20 protein-coding genes are annotated in these 23,660 nt (G+C 74.3%); 6 read left to right on the forward strand and 14 right to left on the reverse strand.

Features of this window, described 5'->3' with window-relative positions:
- Nucleotides 1–63: 63 nt before the first annotated feature.
- The 8 genes from ACWEQL_RS29995 to ACWEQL_RS30030 all read right to left on the reverse strand — a co-directional run bounded on the left by ACWEQL_RS29995 (nucleotide 64) and on the right by ACWEQL_RS30030 (nucleotide 8,824).
- Nucleotides 64–1,086 carry an LLM class flavin-dependent oxidoreductase gene (locus tag ACWEQL_RS29995; protein WP_452153477.1) on the reverse strand — a complete coding sequence of 341 codons (1,023 nt, stop codon included), beginning with the start codon at nucleotides 1,084–1,086 and terminating at the stop codon, nucleotides 64–66.
- A 106-nt stretch (nucleotides 1,087–1,192) separates the two neighbouring features.
- Nucleotides 1,193–2,365 (reverse strand): NtaA/DmoA family FMN-dependent monooxygenase, encoded by a 1,173-nt coding sequence (locus tag ACWEQL_RS30000; RefSeq protein WP_452153478.1) that lies wholly within the window; start codon nucleotides 2,363–2,365, stop codon nucleotides 1,193–1,195.
- Entirely contained in the window at nucleotides 2,362–4,089 is a 1,728-nt protein-coding gene (locus ACWEQL_RS30005) for a dipeptide ABC transporter ATP-binding protein (protein ID WP_452153479.1), read from the reverse strand. The genes ACWEQL_RS30000 and ACWEQL_RS30005 overlap by 4 nt, the downstream gene beginning before the upstream one ends.
- Nucleotides 4,086–4,904, reverse strand: a complete 819-nt coding sequence (locus tag ACWEQL_RS30010) for an ABC transporter permease (protein ID WP_452153480.1) — start codon at nucleotides 4,902–4,904, stop codon at nucleotides 4,086–4,088. Before ACWEQL_RS30010 ends, ACWEQL_RS30005 begins: the two co-directional genes overlap by 4 nt.
- A gap of 10 nt (nucleotides 4,905–4,914) precedes the next feature.
- On the reverse strand, nucleotides 4,915–5,841 hold the full coding sequence (locus tag ACWEQL_RS30015) for an ABC transporter permease (RefSeq protein WP_452153481.1): 927 nt from the start codon (nucleotides 5,839–5,841) through the stop codon (nucleotides 4,915–4,917).
- The gene (locus tag ACWEQL_RS30020) at nucleotides 5,838–7,541 is read right to left on the reverse strand and encodes an ABC transporter substrate-binding protein (RefSeq protein WP_452153482.1); all 1,704 of its coding nucleotides are present in this window, start codon (nucleotides 7,539–7,541) and stop codon (nucleotides 5,838–5,840) included. Before ACWEQL_RS30020 ends, ACWEQL_RS30015 begins: the two co-directional genes overlap by 4 nt.
- Before the next feature lie 88 nt (nucleotides 7,542–7,629).
- Entirely contained in the window at nucleotides 7,630–7,764 is a 135-nt protein-coding gene (locus ACWEQL_RS30025; RefSeq protein ID WP_452153483.1) for a hypothetical protein, read from the reverse strand.
- Nucleotides 7,765–7,870: 106 nt separating this feature from the next.
- Nucleotides 7,871–8,824 (reverse strand): alpha/beta hydrolase, encoded by a 954-nt coding sequence (locus ACWEQL_RS30030; RefSeq protein WP_452153484.1) that lies wholly within the window; start codon nucleotides 8,822–8,824, stop codon nucleotides 7,871–7,873.
- 126 nt (nucleotides 8,825–8,950) lie between these two features.
- On the opposite strand from ACWEQL_RS30030, the gene ACWEQL_RS30035 reads away from it, so the two are divergent.
- On the forward strand, nucleotides 8,951–9,613 hold the full coding sequence (locus tag ACWEQL_RS30035) for a TetR/AcrR family transcriptional regulator (protein ID WP_452153485.1): 663 nt from the start codon (nucleotides 8,951–8,953) through the stop codon (nucleotides 9,611–9,613).
- A 12-nt stretch (nucleotides 9,614–9,625) separates the two neighbouring features.
- On the opposite strand, the gene ACWEQL_RS30040 is transcribed toward ACWEQL_RS30035, so the two are convergent.
- From ACWEQL_RS30040 to ACWEQL_RS30050, 3 genes are all read right to left on the reverse strand, one after another.
- Nucleotides 9,626–12,175 (reverse strand): ABC transporter substrate-binding protein, encoded by a 2,550-nt coding sequence (locus ACWEQL_RS30040; RefSeq protein WP_452153486.1) that lies wholly within the window; start codon nucleotides 12,173–12,175, stop codon nucleotides 9,626–9,628.
- An 88-nt stretch (nucleotides 12,176–12,263) separates the two neighbouring features.
- On the reverse strand, nucleotides 12,264–13,328 hold the full coding sequence (locus ACWEQL_RS30045; protein WP_452153487.1) for a DUF3048 domain-containing protein: 1,065 nt from the start codon (nucleotides 13,326–13,328) through the stop codon (nucleotides 12,264–12,266).
- Between the two features lie 105 nt (nucleotides 13,329–13,433).
- Nucleotides 13,434–14,567, reverse strand: coding sequence for a phage baseplate protein (locus ACWEQL_RS30050; protein WP_452153488.1), 1,134 nt, complete (start codon nucleotides 14,565–14,567; stop codon nucleotides 13,434–13,436).
- A 131-nt stretch (nucleotides 14,568–14,698) separates the two neighbouring features.
- On the opposite strand from ACWEQL_RS30050, the gene ACWEQL_RS30055 reads away from it, so the two are divergent.
- A complete protein-coding gene (locus ACWEQL_RS30055; RefSeq protein ID WP_452153489.1) occupies nucleotides 14,699–15,982 on the forward strand; it encodes an MFS transporter in 1,284 nt (427 codons plus the stop codon).
- A 64-nt stretch (nucleotides 15,983–16,046) separates the two neighbouring features.
- Here ACWEQL_RS30055 and ACWEQL_RS30060 read toward each other — a convergent pair whose 3' ends face one another.
- Nucleotides 16,047–16,847 carry a hypothetical protein gene (locus tag ACWEQL_RS30060; RefSeq protein WP_452153490.1) on the reverse strand — a complete coding sequence of 267 codons (801 nt, stop codon included), beginning with the start codon at nucleotides 16,845–16,847 and terminating at the stop codon, nucleotides 16,047–16,049.
- A gap of 50 nt (nucleotides 16,848–16,897) precedes the next feature.
- Entirely contained in the window at nucleotides 16,898–17,695 is a 798-nt protein-coding gene (locus tag ACWEQL_RS30065) for a hypothetical protein (RefSeq protein ID WP_452153491.1), read from the reverse strand.
- Between the two features lie 169 nt (nucleotides 17,696–17,864).
- On the opposite strand from ACWEQL_RS30065, the gene ACWEQL_RS30070 reads away from it, so the two are divergent.
- From ACWEQL_RS30070 to ACWEQL_RS30080, 3 genes are all read left to right on the forward strand, one after another.
- The gene (locus ACWEQL_RS30070; RefSeq protein ID WP_452153492.1) at nucleotides 17,865–18,518 is read left to right on the forward strand and encodes a hypothetical protein; all 654 of its coding nucleotides are present in this window, start codon (nucleotides 17,865–17,867) and stop codon (nucleotides 18,516–18,518) included.
- Between the two features lie 130 nt (nucleotides 18,519–18,648).
- Complete coding sequence (locus ACWEQL_RS30075; RefSeq protein WP_452153493.1) at nucleotides 18,649–19,263, forward strand: flavodoxin family protein; 615 nt, start codon at nucleotides 18,649–18,651, stop codon at nucleotides 19,261–19,263.
- Nucleotides 19,264–19,541: 278 nt separating this feature from the next.
- Nucleotides 19,542–20,183: a DUF4360 domain-containing protein gene (locus ACWEQL_RS30080; RefSeq protein WP_452153496.1), complete on the forward strand. Its 642-nt coding sequence runs from the start codon at nucleotides 19,542–19,544 to the stop codon at nucleotides 20,181–20,183.
- A 440-nt stretch (nucleotides 20,184–20,623) separates the two neighbouring features.
- Here the strand turns inward: ACWEQL_RS30080 and ACWEQL_RS30085 are convergent, their stop codons facing one another.
- Nucleotides 20,624–21,034, reverse strand: a complete 411-nt coding sequence (locus ACWEQL_RS30085) for a Fur family transcriptional regulator (protein ID WP_452153494.1) — start codon at nucleotides 21,032–21,034, stop codon at nucleotides 20,624–20,626.
- Nucleotides 21,035–21,354: 320 nt separating this feature from the next.
- On the opposite strand from ACWEQL_RS30085, the gene katG reads away from it, so the two are divergent.
- A complete protein-coding gene (gene katG, locus ACWEQL_RS30090; RefSeq protein WP_452153495.1) occupies nucleotides 21,355–23,583 on the forward strand; it encodes a catalase/peroxidase HPI in 2,229 nt (742 codons plus the stop codon).
- Nucleotides 23,584–23,660: the final 77 nt, after the last annotated feature.

Genomic DNA, 23,660 nt, shown 5'->3' on the forward strand with positions numbered 1-23,660 from the left:
CCCGGGCCGGTGGGGGGGGGGGCGCCCCCCCCCGGGGCCCCCCCCCCCCTCCCCTTCGTGTGCTCAGCGGCCGAGACCGACCAGCTCGGCCAGCCGGGTGTACGACTCCCGCCGGTCCGCCGGGTCGTAGGTGTTGGCCACCACCATCACCTCGTCCGCGCCGGACTCCGCGATGAAGGTCTTCAGCTTCGCCGCCACCGTCGCCGGTCCGCCCACCACCTCCGAGCGCAGGTCGTTCAGCGGCGCGGTGAGCTGCGCGACCCGCTCGGCCGGCGTCGGCTCGTACGCCAGCGCCTCGTCTACCGGCAGCAGCGGCGAGGAGTTGCCGACCGCGTGCCGCGCCAGCGCGAGGCGCCACGGGGTGGCCAGCTCCTCGGCGTGCGCGTCGTCCCGGCCCACCACCACCGTCAGCGTCAGGATCGCCCAGGGCCGCTGCCCCTCCTGCGCGGGCGTGAACGCCTCCCGGTAGCGGCGCAGCGCCGCGAAGGCGTTCGCCGGGTCCTGGTACGCCGCGAGGTACGCGTAGCCGAGGCCGAGACGTCCGGCCACGGCGGCCGAGGAGGGGCTGCCGCCGAGCAGGAACACCTCCGGCAACGGTGTGTCGTCCGGTACGGCCCGGACCGAGGCCAGCTCGTGGCCCTCCGGCAGGGCGGCCCGGCCGCCGAAGGCCAGCAGCTGCGCCAGCTGCCCGTTGAACACGTCGGGGGCGAGCGAGGAGCGGCGCAGCAGGGCGGCGGTCGGCCCGTGCTCGGTGCCGCTGGAGCGGCCGATGCCCAGATCGATCCGGCCCGGGTTCAGCGCCTCCAGGGTGCGGAACTGCTCGGCCACGTGCAGCGGCGAGTGGTTGGGCAGCAGCATGCCGCCGGCGCCGATCCGCAGCCGGGTGGTGCGGGCGGCGAGGTGGGCGATGACGATCTCGGGCGCGGAGATGCCCACCGCCGCCTGCTGGTGGTGCTCGGCCACCCAGTACCGGGTGAAGCCCAGCTCCTCGACGTGCCGGGCGAGTCGGACGGCCTCGCCGAGCAGTTCGGCGCTGCTCGCGCCGGCCCGCCGGGGGCCCTGGTCGAGGACGGAGAACGCGGTCATGCCCACTTCCTGACGGTTCGGCCCCCGGGCTGCCGGGGGCGTGGATCGGTGCTAGGCCCTGTCCGGCTGCCCCGGCGCACGGCCGGGCCCTGCGGACGGGCGGGGCTCACACGCCCGCGGTGGCGGCGGCCGCCCCGGCCGGGTACGGGTGCGGCAGGCCGAAGTGCTCGCGCAGCGTCGACCCGCGGTAGGAGGAGCGGTAGACGCCGCGCTTCTGCAGGATCGGCACCACCAGTTCGACGAAGGCGGGCAGCCCGTCGGCGAAGACGTCCGGCATCAGGGTGAAGCCGTCGGCCGCCCCGGAGACGAACCACTCCTCGGCGACGTCGGCGACCTGCTCGGGCGTGCCGATCGCCTCGATGTGCGCCCCGCGCCAGGGGGCGTGCCCGGCCAGCTCGTCCAGCCGGTTCAGCCGGTTGAGGGCCTCACGGCGGCTGTCCGCGATGGTGGTCATCAGTCCGGGCAGGATCCTGACCGACCGCGGGTCGCGGCCGTGCCGCTCGGCGCGGGCCCGGACGTCGGCGGCGTAGGCGTGTGCCACGTCCGGGGTCTTGGCGCCCGAGAACACCACGTCGGCCGTCCGTCCGGCCAGTTCCCGGCCCGGTTCGGAGGCCCCGGCCTGCACCACGATCGGGTGGCCCTGCGCGGAGGGTGGCAGCGGCAGCGGCCCGCGCACGCTGAAGTGCTGCCCCCGGTGGTCTATCGGGCGCAGCCGGCGCGGGTCGGTGAACCGTCCGCCGCGCACGTCCGCGACCAGCGCCTCGGGCTCCCAGCTGGTCCACAGCGCCTTGACGATGTCGACGAACTCCTCGGCGCGGGCGTAGCGGTCGGTGCGCGGGGCGAGGCCGGTGCCGCCGAAGTTGGCGGCCACCTGCGGGATGTAGGTGGTGACGGCGTTCCAGCCGGCCCGGCCGCCGCTGAGCACGTCCAGCGACTTGAAGCGGCGGGCGATGTTGTAGGGCTCGTTGGAGGTGGTGGAGGCGGTGGCGATCAGGCCGATGTCCCGGGTGGCGGCGGCGATCGCGGTGAGGATCAGCGTCGGTTCCAGGTAGTAGGCGCCGTGCGGGCTGAAGTCGATGTCGCCGAAGACGCCGGGGGTGTCGGAGAGGAACACCGCGTCCATCAGGCCGCGTTCGGCGAGCCGCGCGGCGGCGACCCAGGTCTCGATGCGGGCGAAGCCGTGCGGGTCGGAGCCGGGTTCGCGCCAGGCGGCCGGGTGCACGCCCATGGCGCCGCCGACCATGTGCAGGTTGAGGTGGAGTTCGCGTCCGGTGCTCATGGGGCCTTCCTGATCGACGGGCCGTCCAGCCGGGGGACGGCCTCCAGCAGTGCGCGGGTGTACGGGTCGCGGGGTGCGGTGAGGACCTCGTCGACGTCGCCGGACTCCACCGTGCGGCCGTCCTTCATCACCAGCACCTCGTCGCTGACGTGGTGGACCACGCCCAGGTCGTGGGAGATGAGGACGTAGCCGACGCCGAGGTCGGCCTGGAGTTCGGCGAGCAGGTCGAGGACCTGTGCCTGGATGGAGACGTCCAGCGCGGCCACCGGCTCGTCGAGGACGACGATCCGGGGGCGGGGCGCCAGGGCGCGAGCGATCGCCACCCGCTGGCGCTGCCCGCCGGACAGTTCGCGCGGCCGGCGGCGCAGCAGGCCCTGGGCCAGGCCGACCCGGTCGAGCAGTTCGGCGACCCGGGCGGGGCGTTCGGCGCGCGGCACCCCGGTGGCCGCGAGGGGTTCGGCGAGGATCCGGGCGACGGGGTAGCGGGGGTCGAAGCTGCTGAGCGGGTCCTGGTGGACGACCTGGATCCGCCGGTGCAGTGCCCGCCGTTCCCGGGCCCCGAGGCCCTGCCAGGAGCGGCCCTCGACCTCGACGGTGCCGGTGTCGGGGGCGGTGAGCCCGAGCAGGATCCGTCCGGTGGTGCTCTTGCCGGAGCCGGACTCGCCGACGATGCCGAGAGTGCGTCCGGCCCGCAGGGTGAGCGAGAGGTCGCGGACGGCGGTGAGGGTGCCGTGGCCGGGCACCGTGAAGGACTTGCCGACCCCCCGGGCGCTGAGCACCACCGGTGCCCCGGAGTCGGAATCGGCCCCAGCAGCGGGGCGGGGGAGCGGGGTGCCGGCGCGCGGCCCGGAGAGCCGGGTGCCGCGGGCGCCGGCCGTCGGGACGGCGGCGAGCAGCTGCCGGGTGTACGGGTGCTCGGGCCGGGCCAGCACCTCGGCGGTGGGGCCCTCCTCGACCACCTCGCCGTCCTTCATCACCAGCACCCGGTCGGCGACCTCGGCGACCACCGCCAGGTCGTGGCTGATCAGCAGCAGCGCCATGCCGGCGCGCCGCCGTTCGGCCAGCAGGTCCAGGATCTGGGCCTGCACGGTGACGTCCAGCGCGGTGGTCGGCTCGTCGGCGATCAGCAGGGCCGGGTCGGCGGCGATCGCCGAGGCGATCAGCGCCCGCTGGCGCAGCCCGCCGGAGAGCTGGTGCGGGTACTGCCGGGCGCGCAGGTCCGGCTCGGGCACGCCGGCGTCGGCGAGCAGCCGCAGCACCCGGGCGGGGATCTCCGCGCGCGGCACCGTGCGGTGGGCGTGCAGGGCCTCGGCGATCTCGTCGCCGACCCGGCGCAGCGGGTCGAGCGAGACCAGGGCGTCCTGGAGCACGAAGCCGATCCGGCGTCCGCGCAGCGGGCGCCACCGGCGTTCGGTGAGCGCGCCGACCTCGCGTCCGTCGATCCGGAAGCCGCGGGCGGTGACCCGGGCGCCGGGGCCGGCCAGGCCGACCAGGCTGCGGGCGGTGACGCTCTTGCCGGAGCCGGACTCGCCGACCAGGGCGACGCTCTCCCCGGGCCGGATGGTCAGCGACAGGTCGCGCACCGCGTGGACGGGCCCGCCCCGACCGGGGAACTCGACCGACAGTCCCCGCAGTTCGACCAGCGGCGTGGCCCGGTCGTCGGCGGTTTCGCCGCCGTCGGTGGCGGTGGTGGAGAGGGCCCGGGGTCCGGCGTCGGTGCTCATCGCGCCACCCGCCCCTCGGCCCGGTCCTGCAGCCACTGCCCGACCGCCGAGACGGCCAGGACGGCGGCGGTGATCGCCGCCCCCGGGAAGACCGCCGTCCACCAGGCGACCTCGAAGTAGTCGCCGCTGCCGGCGAGCATCGCCCCCCACTCGGCGGTGGGCGGCTGCGGGCCGAGCCCCAGGAAGCTGAGCGCCGAGCCGGTGACGATCATGCCGCCGACGCCGACCGTGGCCAGCGCCAGCAGCGGGCCGACAGCGTTCGGCACGATGTGCCGGACGATCACCTGGAACCGCGACCAGCCGAGCACGGTCGCGGCCTCCACGAACTGCGAGCCGCGGATCCGCAGCACCTCGGCCCGGACCAGCCGGGCGTACCCGGGGAGGGTGACCAGCGCCAGGCCGGCCACCAGGTTCCCGGTGCCGGTGCCGAGCACGGCGACCACCAGCAGCACCAGCAGCACGCCGGGGATGGACATCAGGACGTCCAGCACCCGGCCGACGACCTGGTCCGCCGCCCGCCCGCCCTGGGCGGCCAGCACCCCGACCACCGTCCCGGCGGCGAGCGCCAGGACGGAGGCCGAGAGACCGATCAGCAGCGAGGGGCGGGCGCCGTGCACCACCCGGGACCAGACGTCCCGTCCGTTCTCGTCGGTGCCGAGCCAGTGCTCCGCGCCGGGCGGCAGCAGGGTGCTCCTCGGGTCCGCCGCGTCCGGGCCGGTGTCGGTGAACAGGTCCGGTGCCAGCGCGGCGGCCAGCAGGGCGACGCAGACGGCGAGCCCGAGGGCGGCGCCGGGGCGCCAACGGGTGATGTGCACGGGCCCTTCCTCAGCTCTCTCTGGTGCGCAGCCGCGGGTCGATCAGCCGGTACGACAGATCGACGGCGGTGTTGACGACGGTGTAGACCAGCCCGGCGACCAGCACGATGCCGATGACCAGGGGCAGGTCCTTGTTGCGGACGGCGGTGACGGCGAGCGTGCCCAGGCCCTGCCGGGAGAAGACCGACTCGATGACCACCGCCCCGCCGATCAGCGAGCCGGTCAGCCAGCCGACCAGGGTCGCCACCGGCAGCAGCCCGTGCCGCAGCGCGTGCCGCAGCCGGACGGCGCTCTCCCCGACGCCGCGGGTGCGGGCCGTGGTGACGAAGGGTTCGTCCAGGGTCTGTTCCAGGCCCCGGCGCAGCACCCGGGTGATCACCGCGGCCGGCGCGGCCGCCAGGGCCAGCGCCGGCAGCACCAGGCCCTCGACGCCGGGCGCGCCGAGCGCCGGGAACCACTGCAGCCGGAAGGAGAACACCCCGAGCAGCAGGGTGCCCAGCCAGAACGCGGGCACCGCGACCCCGAGCCCCTCCAGCAGCGAGACCGGGGTACGCACCCACGGCCGGCGGCCCGCGCCGATCAGGGCCGCCGGCACGGCGATCGCGACCGTCACCAGCACGGTGGCGGCGAGCAGTTCCAGCGTGGCGCCGAGCTGCTGGCCGATCGCGGTGCGCACCGGGAGGTGCAGCACGTACGAGTCCCCGAGGTCGCCCTGGAGCAGGTGGCCCAGGTACGTCAGGTACTGCACCGGCAGCGACCGGTCGAGGCCGTACTCGCTGACGATCTCGGCCCGCAGCTGGTCGCTGCTGGCCCGCAGCCCGGTGAGCAGGTCGACCGGGTCGCCGGAGGTGAGGTGCAGGGAGAGGAACGAGAGCGTCACCGCGCCCCAGAGCACCAGGACGGCGCCCCCGAGCCGGCGGGCGACGGCGCGGATCACTTCGCCAGCCAGGCGTTCGCGAAGTTCGGGAAGCTCTGCTGCTCGAAGGCCACCCCGCGGACCCCGGCCGCGGTGCCCAGCACGTTGACGTTGTTGAACAGCGGCAGGATCGCGGCGTCGTCGGTGACCTTCTGCTGCACCTCGGCGTAGAGCGCGGTCTGCTTCTGCGGGTCGCCCGCGGCCAGCGCCTCGGCGAGCTTGGCGTCCACGCCCGGGTCGCGGTAGCGGGCCGCGTTGTTGTCGATCTTGGCGGTGGGCACGTGGCCGCTGCCGAAGACCAGCCGCAGCGCGTCCGGCGAGAAGTTGTTGGCGCTGCTGTTGAGCAGGTCGTAGTCGCCCGCGAGGACGCGCTTGACGTAGCTGCCGGCGTCCAGGTTCTGGTTCTTCAGCTCGATGCCGAGCTCCTTGGCCGCGGCCTGGATCTGGGTGGCGAGGGCCACGTGTGGGCCGAAGTAGTCCCCGACGTAGAGGAATTCCAGGGTCAGCCGCTTGCCGTCCTTGGTGCGGTAGTTCTCCGCGTCGCGGGTGGTCCAGCCGGCCTCGTCGAGCAGCTTGGCGGCGGCCGCCGGGTCGTGCTTGTACTGGTCGGCGACGGCCTGCGAGAAGCCGGGGGTGGAGGGGGAGAGCGGGCCCTTGGCCGGCGGGAAGACCTTGAAGTAGAGCCGCTCCACGATCAGCGACCAGTCCACGCCGGTGCGCAGGGCCTTGCGCAGCCGTACGTCGCTGAGCGGGCCCTTCTCGGTGTTGGGGTTGTAGCTGAACGGCACGCCGGGGGCGACGGCGCGCTGCACGGCGAACTTGGGGTCGCTGTCGAGCCTGGCCACGTTGACCGGGGCGATCGACGAGGCGGCCTCGACCTGGCCGCTGGTGAGCGCGCCCAGCCGGGAGGAGTTGTCCGGGACGATGCGGACGGTCAGGCCGTCCAGGTGGGCCGGGCCCTGGTTGGCGGCGCCCTCGGGGGCCCAGGCGTAGTCGGCCCGGCGTTGGTAGGTGATGCCCTGCTGGGGGGTGAAGCCGTCGGCGCTGACGAACGGCCCGGTGCCGACGATCTTGGAGCAGAGCGCCTTGGGGTCGCCGGTCAGCGTCTTGGGGGACTCGATGCCCAGGCTCGGCGAGGAGAGTCCGGACAGGAAGGAGGAGGCCGGGGCGGCGAGGACGACCTCGACCGTGGTGGCGTCGAGCACCTTGGCCTCGCGGTAGTTCTCGATCAGCTGGGCGGCGCCGGCCGACTTGGTGGTGGGCGCCACCACGTGGTCCAGGTTGGCCTTCACGGCGGCCGCGTCGAAGGGCGTGCCGTCGCTGAAGGTGACGCCGGTGCGCAGGGTGAAGGTGTAGCTGCGCTGGTCCTCGGAGACCTTCCAGGACTTCGCCAGCCAGGGGTGGACGACGCCCTTCTCGTCCTGCCAGACCAGCGAGTCCAGCGCGGCCCGGGAGAACAGCGCGTCGGCCTGCCCCTGGTGCGGGTCGAGGCAGGTCGGGCCGTACGGGACGGCGAGGGTGAGGATGCCTCCGGTGGCCGGCTTGCCGCCGGCGGCGTCGGCGCTCTTCGGCGCGACGCTGGAGCAGGCGGCGGCCAGCGGCAGCACGGCCGCGAGGACGGCGGAGCCGATGACCGGTCTGGACGGCGCCCGCCGGGGGCGGGAGGCGGTTCGGGACCGGTCGGCGGGCAGGGCGGAGGCGTCGGGGTGCTGGTGGCGCATGGCGGGGCTTCTTTCCGAGGCGCGTGATCGGCGGACGGGCCGCCGGGTTGACGGGTCGGTGACGCCGCGAAGACCGCCGTACCGCCCGTCAGGAGGCGCGGAACGGTACGGCGGCTCGACGCGGCGACGGACACAGCGCGCTGTCGGTACGGGAGAGGTCGATCGCCCGGCGGGTGGCGGCCAGCAGCGGGCGCATGCCTGGCAGGCCACGGCTGGCGGACACCCGTACTCCTCGGAGGTGCGGCTCCGGTGACCGGAGCGTCGGTGAGCGGGTCGGCGGGCAGGGGACGCTCACGGAGCGCCACCGACCGGCTGACCTGGACAGTTAATCAGACTGAACTCGCTTGTTCAATCGATGTCCGGCTGGCGGGACCGAGCGCCCGGCGCAGCGCGTCCACCTGGGTGCCCAGCGAGTGCCGGCTCACCGCCGCCTCCGGGCTCTTGATGTCGAAGCCGTGGTACCCCCCGGGGAACACGTGCAGCTCCAGCGGCACCCCGGCCCGGGCCAGCCGCAGGCCGAACTCGATCACCTCGTCCCGGGCCACCTCCAGCTCCCCGACCCCCAGGTACACCGGCGGCAGGCCCGTCAGGTCCTCCGCCCGGGCGGGCGCCGCGTGGGCCGGTACGTCCGGGTGGCCCGGCGGCAGCGGGTTCAGGTACGCGGCCCAGCCGGCCAGCGAGGCGGCCCGGTGCCAGGTGCGCCGGTCCCGCACCAGCCGGCTGGACGCGGTGGTGTGCCGGTCGTCCAGCACCGGCGTGTGGAGCAGCAGCAGCCGGGGCAGCGGTCCGCCGGCGTCGCGCAGCGCCAGCAGCAGCCCGGTGGCCACCGCCGCGCCCGAACTGCTGCCCGCGAGCGCGATCCGCCCGGCGTCCACGCCGAGTCCGGCCGCCGAGTGCCGCAGCCAGCGCAGCGCGGTCAGCACGTCCTGCTGCGCCGCCGGGTACGGGTGCCGGGGCGCCAGCCGGTAGCCGACCGAGACCACCACCGCGTCCGCGCCCTCGGCGTACAGGTCGCACAGCGGGTCGAACCACTCCAGCACCTCGCCCGCCGTGAAGCCGCCGCCGTGCACGAACAGCACCGCGGGCCGGGGCCCGTCGGCGGGCGTCGACGGGTGGTAGACGCGCACCGCCACCGGCGGCGCGCCGGCGTCGGCGGGATCGCCCGCCACCAGGCCCTCCCGGCGGGGCTCGGCGCCGCCGGGCCGCAGCGGGGCCATGCCGGGGACGGGGGCGACGAAGCCCGCCAGCAGTTCGGGGTCGAGCCGGGGGGAGATGTCCTCCACGGGTCCGCTTCCTTCCTCCGTGGACGCACCCGTGAACGCCTTCGTGGGCACGTCGGTCCTGGCTCGCGAATATGAACTCACGAGTTCAAGAAGTTGTAGCAGGACTCTGTGCGGTACTGTAGGGAAGTGACCGAAAGTGAACGCACGATCGCCGGGCGCGGCCGGATCGACAAGCGCAGCGCCATCCTGGAGGCCGCCGTCAAGGTCTTCACCCGCGAGGGCTACGCGCAGGCCGGCATCGACGCCATCGCGGCCGCGGCCGGAGTGGCCAAGCCGACGGTCTACAACCACTTCGGCGACAAGGAGAACCTGTTCCGGGTGGTGATGCGGGACGGCGCCGAGCGCACCTCCAACCGGATCGTCGCCGCCCTGGCCAGCCTGCCCGACGACGGCGAGGACCTGGAGGGCGAGCTGGAACGGGTCGCCCACCGGGTGGTCGAGTGTCAGCTCAGCGACGAGGGCTGGGCGCTGCAACGCCTGCTCTACTCCGAGGCGGCCCGGCTCCCCGACCTCTACGACCAGGTGGTCGCCCGCGGTTCGAGCCCGGTGCTGGACGTCCTCGGCGGCCGGCTCTCCGGCCTCGCCAACCGGGGCCACCTGGAGCTCGACGACCCGGCGGTCGCCGCAGCCCAGTTCATCGCCCTGGTCTCCGGCAACCTGCCCGGCCTGTCCGCCCTCGGCACCCGCCCGGTCGAGCCCGCCGACCTCGACACCGCCGTCCGCACCGGGGTGGACACCTTCCTGCGCGCCTTCGGCACCCAGCGCCGCCGCCGCACCCGCCGGCCCTAGGGCCGCCCGGGGTCAGGGCGTGTAGGCGCCGCTCTTGGCCGGCTTCCAGGCGCCGCCCGTGACGGAGTAGACGCTGAGCCGCCGGTTGAGGATGTCGCCGTACTCGTCGAAGGCCACCCGCCCGGTGTAGCCGCTGAAGTCCACGATGCCCATCGCCTGCACCACCTTGGAGCGGGCGCCGGTCGGCAGCTTGCCGCCGTTGGCCTCCACCACGGCCTTGACCGCCTCGATCACGGACCAGGCGGCGTCGTACGAGGACGCCCCGTACGACCCGGCCGGATCGGGGTACCCGCCCGCCCGGTACGCCTCCAGGAAGGCCCGGCCGTCGGCCGTCTCCGCCGGATCCACGCCGACCGAGGTGGCGAGGTCCCCCTCGGCCTTGCCGCTCAGCCCGAGGTAGTCGTCGGAGTACAGGCCGTCGCCGCCCACCAGCGGGACGTTCGTGCCGGCCGCCCTGAGCTGCTGGGACAGCGGCCCGCCCTCCGGGTACTCCCCGCCGAAGTACACCGCCTCGGCGCCGGCGGAGCGGACCTTCTGGACCAGGGCGGCGAAGTCGCGGTCGCCGGTGTTGATGTGCTCGGTGCCCACCACGGTCCCGCCGAGCCTGGCGAACTCCGCCGCGAAGCCCGAGGCCAGCCCGGAGCCGTAGGTCTTGCGGTCGTCGACCACGAAGACCTTGCGCTTGCGGGCGTCCTTGTACAGGTACTGGGCGGCGAACGGGCCCTGGACGGCGTCCGTGGTGACGGTCCGGAAGTACGTCTTGTAGGGGCGGGTCCTGGTGCCGGCGGCCCACTTCTCGCCCTGCGACAGCACCGGGTTGGTGTTGGCCGGCGAGACGTCGACCAGCCCGGCCTGCTCGTACACGCTCAGCATGGACTGGGCGACGCTGGAGTTGAGCGGACCGACCACGCCGAGCACCTTGGGGTCGGCGACCAGCTGGGTGGCGTTCTGCTGGCCGCGGGCGGGCTGCGCCTGGTCGTCCAGCGGGCGCAGTTCGAAGGTCACCCCGGGGACGTGCCCGGTCCTGTTGGCGGTCTTCACCGCGAGGTCCGCGGAGTTCCGGATGCCGATGCCGAGGGAGGCCAGGCTGCCGGTGAGCGGCGCGTCCACGCCGATCACCACGGTCACCCGGCCCGCCGAGTCGCCGCTGCCCGAGCCGTTGCCGGCCGTGCCCGTGGCGCCGCCGGGGGAGCCGGACGTGGTCGGGCCGCCGGTGAGCGTCGACCCGGTACCGGTGGTCCTGTCGTCGTCCTTGCCCTTGTCGAGGTTGAGGGCCCAGGCCAGCACGCCGCCGGCGGCCAGCGTCGCCAGCGCCACCCCCAGCACGGTGGCCCGGCGCGCGGCGGAGAACCGCCCCGGCTCCCGGGCCGGCGGCTCGGGCGGCAGGTTGGTCACCGGGCGGTACATGTGCGGGTCGACGGCCCACGGGGTCGGCGTGGAGTGCAGAGCGGTCCCGGTCCAGGTCACCGGGGGAGCCGCGGTGGCGGGGACGGCGGGAGTGGCGGGAGCGGCCGGCGCTCCGGCGTACGGCTGCGGGGTGCCGGACGGCGGCTCCGTCGGCGGGGCCGGGGTCGTGACCGGGGCCGGCGTGGCGTCCACCGGCCGGTCGTGCGGTGCCGGCTGGTCGTGCGGTGCCGGGTCGTCCTCGGGTGCCAACTCCCCGGAGTCCGCGACCGCGTCCCCGGATCTCTCCGGAGGCGGCGGCACGGCCGTCACCGCCCCGGCCGGCCGGGTGTCGGACTCCCGCAGTGCCACCGAGATCAGCTCGATCGCCTCGGCGACCCCCGCCCGCTCGGCCGGGTCCTTGGCCAGCAGCGCCTCCAGCAGCGGCGCCAGCGGCCCGGCCTGCGTCGGCGGCCGGTGCGGCCGGACGAACACGGCGATCGCCAGCGCGTGCAAACCCTCGGCGTCGAACGGCGGTCGGCCCTCGACCGCGTGGTACAGCGTGGCGCCGAGCGCCCACAGGTCGTTCGCCGGGGTCGGCCGCTTGCCCTCCAGCTGCTCCGGCGGCATGTACTGCGGCGTGCCGAGGATGAGGCCGCTGTGGCTCAACTTGGTCGTGGCGTTGGACAGATAGGCGATGCCGAAGTCGGTGAGCACCACCCGGTCCCTGGTGAGCAGCACGTTGTCCGGCTTGATGTCCCGATGGACGATCCCCGCGGCGTGCGCCTCGGCCAGCGCCCCCAGCAGGACGGCGCCGATCTCGGCCACCCGCCGCACCGGCAGCCGCCCCTGCTCGCGGATCGCCGCGGCCAGCGACTGCCCGCGGACGAACTCCATCACGATGACCGGCGAGCCCTCGTGCTCCACCACGTCGTGGATGGTGATGATGCCGGGGTGGTGCAGGCTGACCGCCGCCCGCGCCTCACCCGTGAACCGCCGCAGCAGGGTGGCGCGTTCCTCGTCGTCCAGCCCCGGCGGGAAGATGATTTCCTTGATCGCGACCTCGCGGTCGAACAGCTGCCGGTCCGTGCCGCGCCACACCCGGCCCATCCCGCCCTGGCCGATCCGCTCGACCAACCGGTAGCGCCCCGCGATCAGATCCCTGTCATCCTCCGTCACCCGCCATACTTTAGGGGCCCGAACCGCCGTCTTGGCTAGGGATCCGACGCTCGGAACGATCTGTTCGGGCGATCACCCACGGCGTCACTCACGACGGCTCCAGGACCACCCAGACCTGCCCCGGACGGAACGCCATCCGCTGCCCTGCGTAGCGGTACTCGGTGCCGGCGTTCTCGTCCGGCCGCGACCAGGTGCCCCGGTACGCCGCGCCGTCCCGCAGGAACACCGCCTCCCCGCCGCCCACGGTCGGCGCGAACGGCACCACCTGCCCGGAGGAGTCGACCAGCCCCCGCGGCGAGGTGGCCCGGGCGACCTTCTGCACCACCACCGTCGACGCGCCCAACTGCCCGGCGTCCGTGGTCATGGCGGGCCGGCCGTCCATCGCCACCAGGTAGCGGCCCTGCGCGGCGGACCAGGTGAAGGTGAACGAGGCCGCGGGCATCCGCGCGCCGAAGACGGCGGTCGGCACCCCGCCCGCCGGGGCGTCGCCGAACCGGAAGCCGACGTCCCGGGCCTGTGCCGCGTCCGGCGCGTGCTCCAGCACCGCGGAGGGCACCAGGTACTCGTTGTACGGCGCCACCCTCCCGCCACTGCGGAGGAAGGCGTTACCGACCTGCGCCGGCGAGGAGTTGATCACGTCGGCGCGGTCGAGCACCGGCAGGAACGGCGTCTGCGCGCCGCTGTACGCGAACGCCACCCGCCCGTACGCCCCGAGCAGTGGCAGATCGCTCTCCCGGGCGCTGCGCACCGGGCCGATCCGGTCGCCGGGCGGCAGGTGGCCGGAGTCGTACACGGCCAGGAACCGGGAGATCCCGCCCTCGACCTGGATGACGTCCACCACGTCGGCCGCGCCCAGCCCGGTCTGGGGCCGCGCGGGGGAGCTGTTGTCGACCTTGACGGCGATCACCCGGCCCGCGCCGCCCGGCAGTCCGGTGAGCGGTGAGACCGTCGCGTCCGGAGCGTCACCGGGCGCCGGCCCGCCGTCGGGCGGCACACCGGTGGCCGGGGCCGTGGTCGGGGCGGTCGAAGGCGCGGGCGAGCCCCCGCCACCGGTGGTCAGCAGCACCGCCAGCAGCGTGGCGAACAGCGCGGCGGCCACCACGAGGACGAGGACGGCGGGACGCCGCCCGTGGCTCTGCCCGAAGATCCTCATCCGGGCTCACCTCCCGGTGCCGGAGGTCACGAACCCCGGCACCAGGAAGGACGATCCGCCCACCCGCCCCGGTTCCGCCGACCGGGACGGACGGTTCCGGCGCCGTCAGACCGGTGGGGGGAGCAGGTCCTTCTTCAGGTACACGGTCGCCACCCGGGCGCCGGCCGGGCCCGAGGCGAAGCCGAAGGCCAGCTCGAACACGGCCGGGTTCGCCGGGTCGGGCAGCCGGATGGCGATGCCCTCGGGCTCGCGGTACTCCAGGTCGATTGCGGCCCTGGACATCGAGGTCTTCACCAGCTGGCCGGTGAGCAGGTCGACCGCGCTGACGAAGGTGTTCCCGGTGCCCGGCCGGGAGACCACCAGGGTCCCGCCGTTCGACGGCTCCGTGGTGCCGTACGGGTCGCCGTGAAGCATGTACAGATAGCGGCCGGCCGCCGTGAAGCCCTGGAAGGAGGGCGATCCGTACGCGGCGTCGATCACCGGTGCCACGACCGCGGGCTCCTCGATCTCGGCGAGCGGTGCGGTCCACACGCCGAGCCGGGCGAGGGCGAGGTCGTGCACCCGGTAGCGGAAGCGGCCGTCGAGCTGGTAGCGGTGGACCAGCCGGTCGTACACCGGGTCGACGGCCACCGCGTTGTACAGGCTGCCCGGGACGGGGTCGTGGACGGGGATCGTGGAGCTGGTGACCACGCTGTCGTGGACGAACCTGACGCGGGCGATCCGGGTGCCGAATCCGATCCCCTTGGAGTTGGCGACGGAGGCGGCCTCCACCCACAGGTGGACCTCCTTGCCGGTCACCTCGACCCCCAGGGCCACGCCGTGACCGAAGCCGCGCAGGTGCATGAACCCGGACGCCTCGCCCGCCGTGGTCCACCGGGTGACCGTCAGGTCACCGCGCCGGGCCCGCTCCTCGGCCGTCAGCGGCCCGGGGTCGCCCTCCAGGACCCAGTTGCCGCCGGTCACCTGGGCCAGGTAGACATGCCCGTTGACGTTGTCGTACGCGAAGCACTGCAGCACGGTCGCATCGGTGAGCTCCTTCCCCAGGTACTGCCGGACCGAGTCGGCCCCCACGTCGACCCGCGCCGACGGGACGAGCAGTGCCTTGCCCGGTGGGTCCACCGGGGCCGCCGCGGCCGGTCCCGCTCCCGCGGCGAGCCCGGACCCGGCGGCCAGCGCCGCCGCACCGCCCCAGGCGAGCAGCGACCGTCGGCTGGTTGTCGGGAAACTGTTGTTGATCATGAGCGCCATCCTCCCTCCCCCCGCCCTCCGCGTCGGAGGCGGGGGCTCGGCCGTGACGCGGGTGGGGTCGGGGTGATCACCTCCGTTGATATGTTCATGGCTTTGAATGATCATCGCGGGGTGGGGTGGGGATGGATCGGAAGCAGGGTCACCGTCGGGGGACCGACCCCGCCGCCGCGGTCCGTGGCGGCCGCTTCCTGCGGTTCTGGGCCGCCCAGTCCGCCTCCCAACTGGGCCAGCGCTTCGGCCTGCTCGCGCTGCCGGTCGTCGCGATCGAGACCCTGGGCGCCGGCACCGAGGAGGTCGGCCACCTGACCGCCGCGCTCACCGCCTGCTACCTGCTGGTGGGCCTGCCCGCCGGTGCCTGGGTCGACCGGCGGCCCAAGCGCGTCGTGATGATCCGCTCGGCGGTGATGCGGGCGCTCGTCCTGGCCACCGTCCCGGCGCTCTGGGCGGCCGACCGGCTCTCGCTCGGCTGGCTGTACGGCGTCGCGGTCGTCGTCGGCGTCGCCTCGGTCTTCTTCGACGTGGCCTACCAGTCCTACGTCCCGTTCATCGTCCCCGACGAGGCCGTCGAGCCGGCCAACGCGCGGCTGGAGGCCTCCGCCCAGGTCGCCGCGGCCGGCGGTCCCGCTCTCGCCGGGCTGCTGCTCAAGGTGGTCGGCGCGCCCGTCGTCCTCGCCGTCGACGCGGTGGCGTACGTGGTGTGCGCCGGATGCCTGGCCACCGTCAGGGACGCCGAACCGGCCCGCCGCCCGGAGCCGGGCGGGCGTTCCCGGCTGGCCCGGGACGTCCTCGCGGGCGTCCGCTTCGTGGCCGGCGACCCGGTGCTGCGACGGCTGTGCGTCTCGGTCGGGGTGTCCAACTTCTTCGCCACCGTGGTGATGACGCTGACCCCGCTGCTGATCCTCACCGAACTGGACCTCGGGACCACCGTGATGGGCGTGGTGCTCGGCGTCGGCACGCTCGGCGGCCTGCTGGCCTCGGTCGTCCTGCCGAGGATCCGGGCCCGGCTGAGCGCCGGCACGGTGATGGCGGCCGGCCTGCTGCTCGCGGGCCTGTCCATGGCGGCCTTCCCGGTCGCGGGTGCCCTCGGTGGGGCCTCCACCGCACTGCCGGTCGTGCTGCTCGTCCTCGGCCAGTTCGGCATGACCTGGGGTGCGGTCACCTTCAACATCACCCAGGTCGGCGTGCGTCAGCGGGCCTGCCCCAAGGACATGCTGGCCCGCATGAACGCCTCGATCCGCTTCGTGGTCTGGGGCGGTATGCCGCTCGCCGCCGTCCTGGCCGGATGGCTCGGCGGACACCTCGGCGTGGTGACCTGCATGTGGATCGGCGTCGTGGGTTCCGTCCTGACGGCCCTCCCGATCGTGGGCATGGACCGACTGATCCGGGCCGCGTCCAACCGCGTCTGATCCGATCCGAGCCCGACCCCGGGTGAGGCCGGTCCGCGCCCGACCCCGGCTGGGGCCGGTCGGGTCAGAGCGCGTCCGGGCCGTGGCGGGGGAGGAGCTCCACGCTGAGCCGGGCGAGCAGCTGGTCGAGGAGGTGGACGGCGCGGGCGGCGGCCGGGACCTCGCGGGCGGTGCCGCGCCAGTGAGCGGCGGTCAGCTCCTCGACGGTGGCGGCGATCCGGGGCTCGGGTCCGGAGATCAGCAACGCGGTGTAGCGCAGGTAGCGGCCGACCGGTGTGGCCGCGGGGTGGTGGGCGGCGAGGTCGTGCAGCCGGGGCAGGGTGGCGGCGTGTACGGCGGGGTCCGGGGTGGCCGCGGCGAGGGCGGCGAGGGCGAGGCGCACGGTCGGGCATTCGACGTCCCAGCGGGCGGTCAGCTCGCCGAGATGGGCGCGGACCGCGGCCCGGGCGTCCGCCGCGGCGGTGGCGTCCGCCCGCGGGTGACGGTGGGGCCAGTACTCGGCGGTGTGGCGGTCGGCCTCGGTGGCGATGTGGAAGAGCGCGATGACCAGGCCGGTCCGTTCGCGGTCGGGCACCCGGTCGTCCACGGCCAGCGCGGCCAGCAGGGGGACGCCCCGGGCGGTCAGCCGGTCGCTGGTGTCCTGGTGGTGGATCCCGTTGTGGAACTCGCCGAGGAACTCGCGCTCCGAGGCCCAGACACCGTCGGCCGGCCCGAAGAGGAGCTCCGCCTGCGGTGGCATCGCCCCCCGGCCCCGTCCGGTGGCGCGGCCGCCGTGGAACCGGTCGGTGGCGACCCGGCGGAAGATCCGCCGGATGGCCGGTTCGAACAACTCGTCCACGGCAAGGTCCGAACGGGTGAGCGGCATGCCCCGAGTCTATCCGCGCGGGTCGGCGGCGTCCGGGGGGTACCGGGGCGTCAGGCCGTCCCGGCCGGCGCGTCGGTGACGGCACGGTCGGTGCCGAGCTCGGCGGGGGCGAGGTCGTCGGCGGCCGGAGCGGTGACCTCGGGGGTGGTGCCCAGGTCGGCGTAGTCGGCGACGAGCGGCGGGAGGCCGGGGCCGAGGGCGATCCGGATCCGGACGACCTCCAGCCTGTCGTTGAGCCACAGTTCGGCGGTGTAGTCGGCCAGGGACAGCTCCCGGGCCTTCCGACGCTGGTCGGGGTCGGCGGTGGCCGCGTCGATGAGCTCGGCCGCGGTGGCGGTGAAGCGGTAGTGCGTCGTCCCGACCCCGGCGATCGCCTCCTGACCGGCGGCCGTGGCGCGGCCGCCGCGGGCCGCGAGGGTCAGCTGGGTGACCGGGTTCAGCAGCGAGGAGGAGTAGAGGAACGCCCCGGACGGCGCGGCCTGCCGGGAGAGCTTCGCCCAGTGCCTGCCGTCGACCGGGCGTCGCCCGCCGACGTAGACGTCGGCGCCGATGACCCGGACCTTGCGGCCGTTCTCCTCGTCGAAGAGATCGACCGAGGCCTCGCCGCGCCAGCTGGCGGTGCCGATGACCTCCTGGTACGGGCCCTCCTCGCCGGGCACGCCCTTCAGCGTGGCGCTCCCTGCCTGCCGCATCACCCGGGTCGCGTCCTCCAGGGTGGCCGTGACCTCCGCGCGGGGGCCGCCGACGACGGGCCCCGTGCTCTCCGGCGACCCTGCCAGCGCGGCCGTGCCGCCGCCCACCAACAGCGCGGTGGCCGCCACGACGGCCCCCAGATGCTTGGTCCTCACCACGACGAATCCCCCTGGCCACAACGATGCCCATGCCGGGCGGAATCCCCTGCTCCGGCCGGCGCGGCCACCCTGCCACAGATTTTGAACAGGTTCAATCTTGCGTCGGCGGGCGCCCGGGCCTACTGTCGGGGCGTCAGCTGAACGTGTTCAAATCAGGGGTGGGGCGATGACGGAAGGCCCGGTGCTGTCCGACGGGCAACGGGGACTGGGGCTGCTCGCGCTGGCGGCGGCGGGGGTCGTGGCGGTGATCGGGTGCTTGTTCCCCGGGGGCTTCCTGGCCGCGCCCTACCTCCTCACCGCCGGTCTGGTCGCCGTCCCGCAGGCCATGCAGGATCAGCCGAGGCTGTACGCCCGGGCGGCCCTGCTCATGGGCTGGCTTCTGGTGGCCGTCTCGGTGGCGGGTGCCCTGCTCGGGCTGTTCCTCTTCCTGCCCTCCGCGCTCCTGCTGCTGGCGGCGGCGTACGCCGGCCCCGGTCGGCCGGGCCTCTCCTGGACGCTGGTCGCGCCGGCCCTCGCCGGGGCGCTGATCTACGCGGTCCTGACGCCGTCCGTCGACGAGGCGAACGAGCCGCCCCCGTACTTCCAGGCGACCTACGACCGGCTGGACCGCTCCCGCGAGCCGGGGTTCGAGGCCGGTCGGTCCACGCTCCACGAGTACGGCGGCCGGCGCATGGAGGTCTACGAAATGGCCGGCAGCCTGCGGCTCACCGTCCACTTCTCCGAGCAGCTCTCCCCCGAGGCCCGCGACCGGCTCAGCCGGGAGATCGCCCGCCTCCCCGGGGTGGTCTCCGTGCGCCTGTGCACCTTCCACACCTGCTGAGTCCGTCCGCCCGGGCAGGCCGGAATGCCCGAGGGGGTATCGGTGGTTGACGGTCGTGAACAGACCGACACCTCCCGGGCCACGCACGTCTGACGCACCGTCGCCGCCCGGGACAGACACCGGAGTTGAGATGACCGCCGACCCGAAGCCGGGCACCGACCGCTCGTTCCTCTTCGTCCTCGCGAGCTCCCGCGCCGACGGCAATACCGAGGCCCTCGCCCGCGCCGCCGCCGGGCAACTGCCGCCCGGCGTCCCGCAGCGCTGGGTGGACCTCTCCCGGCTGCCGCTGCCCGACTTCCAGGACGGGCGGCACGACACCGGCGCCTGGGCGGCCGGCGGACACGAGGAGGAGCTGCGGGCGGCGACCCTGGCGGCCACCGACATCGTGATCGCCACGCCGCTCTACTGGTACACGGTGTCCGCGCAGGCCAAGCGCTACCTCGACTACTGGTCCGGCTGGCTGGCCGTGCCCGGCCTGGACTTCAAGCAGCGGATGGCGGGCCGCACCCTGTGGGGCGTGACGGTGATGGCCGACCGCGACGAGGTCCGCGCCGACGCGATGGTCACCACCCTCAACCACACCGCGGCCTACCTGCGGATGCGCTTCGGCGGGGTGCTCCTCGGCAACGGCTCCCGGCCCGGCCAGGTGAACCTCGACGAGCGCGCGATGGCCCGCGCCAAGACCTTCTTCGAACGCGAGGCCCCGCTCGCCCTCTTCCCGGCCGTGGACGGCGCCGCCGCGTAACGCCCGTCCGGCGGATGGCGCCCGTCCGGCCCGGGAGGCGCTGGACTACGGGCGGGGCCTGTGCGCCCTGACCGGACGTCGGCCGCCGGCGCCTGCGCGCCGGTGGGCGCCGGTCCGTCCGCCCCGGCGCCCCTGAACGCTCCCTCCCGCTCCCCTGTGCGGGACGCAAGGAGCATGCTGACATGTACGTGCCAATCCGCCGGTTGGTCCGCACGTGGGGGTGCGCGACCGCGGAACCGGCGGACCCACGGAAGGAAACGCCCGTGACCCTACGTTTCATGGCCGTCGGCGGCGCGGCCGCCGTCCTGCTCGCCGGGCCGCTGACCGGCACCGGGAGCGCCGGCGGCGCCGGCTGGCTGACGCCTCCGCCCGACAAGATCGTCATCGAGGTCGCCACCGTCAACGGCTCCGGCTGTCCGGCCGGGACGGCCGCGATCGCCATCTCCCCGGACAACACCGCCTTCACGGTGACGTACAGCGACTACACCGCCCAGGTCGGCCTCGGCTCCAAGCCCACCGACTTCCGCAAGAACTGCCAGCTGAACCTCAACGTCCACGTCCCGCAGGGCTTCACCTACGCGATCGCCTCCGCCGACTACCGCGGCTTCGCGCACCTGGAGCAGGGCGCGAGCGCCGTCCAGCGGGCCAGCTACTACTTCCAGGGCTCGCCGCAGACCGCCTCGCTCAGCCACCGCTTCGCCGGTCCGCTCGACGACAGCTGGCAGGCCACCGACACCGTCGCCGTCGCGGCCCTGGTCTGGGCGCCCTGCGGCGAGATCCGCAACTTCAACATCAACACCGAGATCCGGGTCAGCCCCGGCACCTCGGACCCGAAGAAGACCACCAGCTTCATGACCATGGACTCCACCGACGGCAGCGTCAACACCGTCTACCACCTCGCGTGGAAGCACTGCCCCTGATCCGCCGGCCCGCGCCCCCGACCCACACCTCCGGTGCGCGTCCCTGATCCGTCCTCCCGAGCCGCACCCCGCGTCGTGCCCCTCGCGCCGCGGGGTGCGGCGCGTCCGGACCCGGAAGAGAGGTGAGGGAGGAGTTCCGGTGTCGCCCCGGAAAACCTTCGGGAAACTGTTTCCACCATTCCTTCGCCGACGAATTGCCCGGGCGCGGCGGGATGCGCGCAGGCCGATACCGGGGGGCCGCGCGAAGAACGCCGGGATTCACGCCCCGGTCCGTCATGGGACCTCCCCGAGAGGAATCCCCGACTCCGGAAGGGCCGTGCCGGGAAGGCCCGTGCCGGGGAATCCGTGCGCCGCGACCGTTCGTACCCCGGGGCACCGCCGGGAAACCAACGGTTCGCCCGGACCTCCCCGGCCCCGCGGGCCGCCGGACCCCACGCCCGCTACACGCAGGAGGGGCAGAGCCCCCGGTAGATGACCTCGGCGCCGGACACCGTGAAGCCGTACCGCTCCTCCGCCGGCAGGTCGGCCAGCGGGCTGCCGGTCGGGTGGACGTCGCGGATCGTGCCGCAGCCGGTGCAGACCAGGTGCTGGTGCGGCCGGTGGCCGTTGGGGTCGTACCGCCTGGCCCGGCCGTCGGTGGCGACCTCGGTGACCTCGCCCAGGGTGACCAGCTCGCCCAGGGTGTTGTAGACGGTCGCCCGGGAGATCTCGGGCAGCCGCCGGGCGGCACGGGCGTGCACCTCGTCGGCGGTGAGGTGGACGTGGTCGCCGTCCAGGACCTCGGCGACGACCCGCCGCTGGGAGGTGAGGCGCCAGCCGCGTCCGCGCAGTCGTTCCAGCAGGTCACTCATATCGTTCCGCCTATTCGGATCACGGGGAACGCGACGTCCTCCGCGGGGCGTCCGCTTTCCGATCGAATACGGGTTTCTCGTTCTTCTTGACCTGGATTTCGTCCATCGTAGGATCGGTTCCGGCGCTAGCCTAGGACCGGAAGACGTAGTCGGTCCGACAGGAGGCGGCAGCGTGCCCAGGAGCACCGCCGTGGTCGAGGCCGTCCGCCGGGGTCGCCGGGTTCACCGGCGCCGCCGGGCGGTCGCCGTACCCGTGCCGTGCATGCGTTCCACACCCTCAGTTCCTGAACACCGTGATCCGCCTTGCAGGAAGGATTCCCATGTCTGAGAACCACGACGCGATCGGCGCAGAGACGACGACCGAGGGCCCCGGAGGCTGCCCGGTCGCGCACGGGCGCGCCGCGCACCCGACGCAGGGCGGCGGGAACCGCCAGTGGTGGCCGGACCGGCTCAACCTGAAGATCCTCGCCAAGAACCCGGCCGTCGCCAACCCCTTCGGCGGCGACTTCGACTACGCCGCCGCGTTCGAGACCCTCGACCTGCCCGCCGTGAAGCGGGACATCGCCGAGGTCCTCACCACCTCGCAGGACTGGTGGCCCGCCGACTACGGCCACTACGGCCCGCTCATGATCCGCATGGCCTGGCACAGCGCCGGCACCTACCGGATCAGCGACGGCCGCGGCGGCGCCGGCGCCGGCCAGCAGCGCTTCGCCCCGCTCAACAGCTGGCCGGACAACGCCAACCTCGACAAGGCCCGCCGCCTGCTGTGGCCGGTGAAGAAGAAGTACGGCCGCAGCCTCTCCTGGGCCGACCTGATGATCCTCGCCGGCAACGTCGCCCTGGAGTCCATGGGCTTCGAGACCTTCGGCTTCGGCGGCGGCCGCGAGGACGTCTGGGAGTCGGAGGAGGACGTCTACTGGGGCCCCGAGACCACCTGGCTGGCCGACGAGCGCTACAGCGGCGTGCGTGACCTGGAGGATCCGCTCGGCGCGGTCCAGATGGGCCTGATCTACGTCAACCCCGAGGGCCCCAACGGCAATCCCGACCCGATCGCCGCCGCCGTCGACATCCGCGAGACCTTCCGCCGGATGGCGATGAACGACGAGGAGACCGTCGCCCTCATCGCCGGTGGCCACACCTTCGGCAAGACCCACGGCGCCGGCCCGGCGGACAACGTCGGCCCCGACCCCGAGTCCGCCCCGCTGGAGCGGCTGGGCCTCGGCTGGCAGAACGCGTACGGCACCGGCAAGGGCGCCGACACGATCACCAGCGGCCTGGAGGGCGCCTGGACGCCCACCCCCGCGGCCTGGGACAACAGCTTCTTCGAGACCCTGTTCGGCTACGAGTGGGAGCTGACGAAGAGCCCCGCCGGTGCCCACCAGTGGAAGCCGAAAGACGGCGCCGGCGCCGGGACCGTCCCCGACGCCCACGACCCGTCCGGGACCCACGTCCCGATCATGCTGACCACCGACCTCTCGCTGCGCCTGGACCCGGTGTACGAGCCGATCTCGCGCCGCTTCCTGGAGGACCCGGCCGCGTTCGCCGACGCCTTCGCCCGCGCCTGGTTCAAGCTCACCCACCGCGACATGGGCCCGGTCGTCCGCTACCTCGGCCCCGAGGTCCCGGCCGAGACCCTGCTCTGGCAGGACCCGCTGCCGGTCGGGACGCACGCCCTCGTCGACGCCGCCGACACCGCCGACCTCAAGGCCCGGATCCTCGGCTCCGGTCTGAGCGTCTCCGACCTGGTCTCCACCGCCTGGGCCTCCGCCTCCTCCTTCCGCGGCAGCGACAAGCGCGGCGGGGCCAACGGCGCCCGGGTGCGCCTGCAGCCGCAGGCCGGGTGGGAGGTCAACGACCCCGACCGGCTCGCCACGGTGCTGCGCACCCTGGAGGGCGTCCGCACCGCCTTCAACGACGCCCAGGGCGGCGACAAGCGGATCTCGCTCGCCGACCTGATCGTCCTCGCCGGCAACGCCGGTGTGGAGAAGGCCGCCGCGGACGCCGGCCACGAGGTCGAGGTGCCCTTCCGGCCCGGCCGGGTGGACGCCGGGCAGGAGCAGACCGACGTCGAGTCCTTCGCCGCGCTGGAGCCGGTCGCGGACGGCTTCCGCAACTACCTCGGCAAGGGCACCCGCCTGCCGGCCGAGTACCTGCTGCTCGACAAGGCCAACCTGCTCACCCTGAGCGCCCCCGAGATGACCGTCCTCGTCGGCGGCCTGCGCGTCCTCGGCGCCAACCACGGGCAGTCCTCGCACGGCGTCCTGACCGACAGGCCCGGGACGCTCACCAACGACTACTTCGTCAACCTGCTCGACCTGGCCACCACCTGGCGGCCCACCTCCGAGGACGCCACCACGTTCGAGGCCGTCGACGCCGCCGGCGAGTCCCTCTGGACCGGCACCCGCGCCGACCTCGTCTTCGGCTCCAACTCCGAACTCCGCGCCCTCGCCGAGGTCTACGCGGGCGACGACGCGAAGGAGAAGTTCGTCCAGGACTTCGTCGCCGCCTGGGACAAGGTCATGAACCTCGACCGCTTCGACCGCGACTGATCACCCCGGCACCCCGGGACCAACCACTCGCCGTCCACTGGCAGGAGCTGCTCCTGGTCAGGAAGCGGACTGCGCAG

Source organism: Kitasatospora sp. NPDC004240, assembly GCF_053603215.1.